This window comes from Streptomyces sp. NPDC059037, from assembly GCF_042740015.1.
In the GTDB taxonomy this organism is placed as follows: domain Bacteria; phylum Actinomycetota; class Actinomycetes; order Streptomycetales; family Streptomycetaceae; genus Streptomyces.
Map to the genome: position 1 here is coordinate 1 of NZ_JBHYIG010000499.1, position 2,146 is coordinate 2,146.

Genomic DNA, 2,146 nt, shown 5'->3' on the forward strand with positions numbered 1-2,146 from the left:
GAGTGGGCGTGGGTGTGTGTTGTGTGGTGGGGGGGGGGTGCGGGGGGGGGGCGCGCCCCCGCCCCGGGGGGGGGGCCGCCCCCCCCGCGTCCCGCGTCAGAGGTTGGTCATGTCGACCGGGATCTTCGGCTGGACGCCGTCCCTGAGAACCGTGGCCTCGATCAGGCCGTAGGGGCGGTCAGCCGCGAAGTAGACCTCGTTGTCGTTCTTCAGCCCGAAGGGCTCGAGGTCCACCAGGAAGTGGTGGTTGTTCGGCAGCGAGAAGCGGATCTCGTCGATCTCGCTCCGGCTGTTGATGACGCGCGAACCCATTTGGTAGAGGGTCTGCTGCAGCGAGAGGGAGTACGTCTCGGCGAAGGCCTGCAGGATGTGCTTCTTGGCCTGCTCGTACGACTTCTCCCAGTTGGGCATCCGGTCCGCGTCGCTGGTCCAGTTGTAACGCCAGGCGGCGGAGACGTCGGTGCACAGGATGCGGTCGTACGCCTCCTTCAGCGTCGTGTACTTGTCCTTGACGTAGCCCCAGAACTCCGAGTTGGTGGAGTTCATGACCGTGAGGTCCTTGAGCCCGGAGATGATCTCCCAGTTCTCACCGTCGAAGGTGATCTGGGAGGTGCGCAGCTCCTGGCCCTTGCGGGCGAAGGAGTGGTTGACCTCGTCCGAGCCGATGAACTTGGAGTTGTTGTCCGAGGTCGCGATGCGCTCCCAGGAGTACTCCTCGATCCGGATCCGAGCGCGGTGGATCGGCTCCTGCGACGTCACGAAGTGACGGGCGAGGTGGATGCCGAACTGCTCGGCGGACTCGATGCCGTGCTCCTTGGCGAACGCGAACACCGTGTTCTTGGTGGTGTCGGTCGGCAGGACGTTGGCGTTGGAGCCCGAGTAGTGCACGTCGTCCATGTCGCCGGAGAGGGCGACCGAGACGTTCAGGTCCTTGATGTGGTGGGTGTCGCCGTCCCGCGTGATCTTGACGACGCGGTTCTCTGCTTTGCCGTACTGGTTCTGGCCGAGAATCGTGGGCATGTCTGCTAGCTCCCTCGGTAAACGGAGTAGCCGAACGGGTTGAGCAGCAGCGGTACGTGATAGTGCTCGCCCGGCGTGACGGCGAAAGTGATCGCCACCTCCGGGAAGAACGCACCGCTGTCCCTTACGCGGGGGGCGTCCTGCTGCGCCTCGGCTTGCTTCTTGGAACGGTGCTTATTAAGGAAATACTCCTCGACCTCGAAGTCGAGTCGTACGTGGGTGGTGCCTTCCGGCAGGGCCGGGAGGTCCTTGCAGCGCCCGTCCGCGTCGGTCGCGGACCCGCCGAGCGTCACCCATTCCGCGTTCCGGCCGCTGCGGGCCGTGAGCGTGATGGCGACACCCTCTGCGGGGCGTCCGACGCTGGTGTCCAGGATGTGCGTGGACACCGAGGCGGTGGTTTCCGTGCTCATGCGTTCTCTTCCTCCACGAGGCGGGTCAGCCGGATGCGGTTGATCTTGCCAAGCTCGGTGCGCACGATGTCGCGCTCCTGCTCGGCGGTGTTGCCGATCCGGGTCTTGACCGCATCGCGCATCTGCTCACCGGTCGCCCCGGTGGCGCAGATCAGAAAGACATGACCGAACTTCTCCTGGTAGGCCAGGTTCAGTTCGAGCATTTCGGCCTTGAGCTCTTCGGAGGCCCCCGCCATGCCCCGCTGTTCGCGGGACGAGGTGGGGTCGCCGGGCTTCGGGCGGCCGATCGGCGGGTGCCCCGCCATCGCCTCGGCCAGATCCTTGTCGGCCAGTTCGGCCGTGGCGGCGTCACTGGCGGCGAAGAGGGCTTCGACGGTGGAGAAGGGGCGCTGGGAGAGCAACGTGCTTCCCCAGGCCGAGGAGGCACAGACCTCGTGGAGGGCGGCGGTTGCCGCGCTCTCCGTCAAGGCGTTGAACCGGGCGAGACCCGGTGTCGTACTCGAAGTCACGGGGAGCCTCCGTGGCCTTGTGCTGGACGGGCTGCGGATAGCTAACGCCAGCTGAAACACCACGTCAACACTTTGTTGAAAACTTCGCGTTACAGAAAACCCGGGGGGGGGGGGGGGGCGGCGGGGCCGCGGTGTTTAAAACACACCGAGGGGGATGGGGGTGTGTTTCTACACCACGGGCTGGGGGGGTTGTGGTGATGAGATGTG

3 protein-coding genes are annotated in these 2,146 nt (G+C 65.6%); all 3 read right to left on the reverse strand.

The window, feature by feature from the left end; genetic code table 11:
* Nucleotides 1-96 precede the first annotated feature (96 nt).
* The 3 genes from pucL to uraD are packed head-to-tail and all read right to left on the reverse strand — an operon-like array spanning nt 97 to nt 1,939.
* Entirely contained in the window at nt 97-1,020 is a 924-nt protein-coding gene (gene pucL, locus ACFWY6_RS45125; protein WP_135333754.1) for a factor-independent urate hydroxylase, read from the reverse strand.
* Nucleotides 1,021-1,025: 5 nt separating this feature from the next.
* Nucleotides 1,026-1,430 (reverse strand): hydroxyisourate hydrolase, encoded by a 405-nt coding sequence (gene uraH, locus ACFWY6_RS45130; RefSeq protein ID WP_384703668.1) that lies wholly within the window; start codon nt 1,428-1,430, stop codon nt 1,026-1,028.
* Nucleotides 1,427-1,939 carry a 2-oxo-4-hydroxy-4-carboxy-5-ureidoimidazoline decarboxylase gene (gene uraD, locus ACFWY6_RS45135; RefSeq protein WP_266871820.1) on the reverse strand — a complete coding sequence of 171 codons (513 nt, stop codon included), beginning with the start codon at nt 1,937-1,939 and terminating at the stop codon, nt 1,427-1,429. Before uraD ends, uraH begins: the two co-directional genes overlap by 4 nt.
* Nucleotides 1,940-2,146: the final 207 nt, after the last annotated feature.

What these genes read in the sequence shown, in the direction of transcription:
- pucL (WP_135333754.1), bottom strand. Translation starts at nt 1,020, where the DNA reads ATGCCCACGATTCTCGGCCAGAACCAGTACGGCAAAGCAGAGAACCGC.
- uraH (WP_384703668.1), bottom strand. Translation starts at nt 1,430, where the DNA reads ATGAGCACGGAAACCACCGCCTCGGTGTCCACGCACATCCTGGACACC.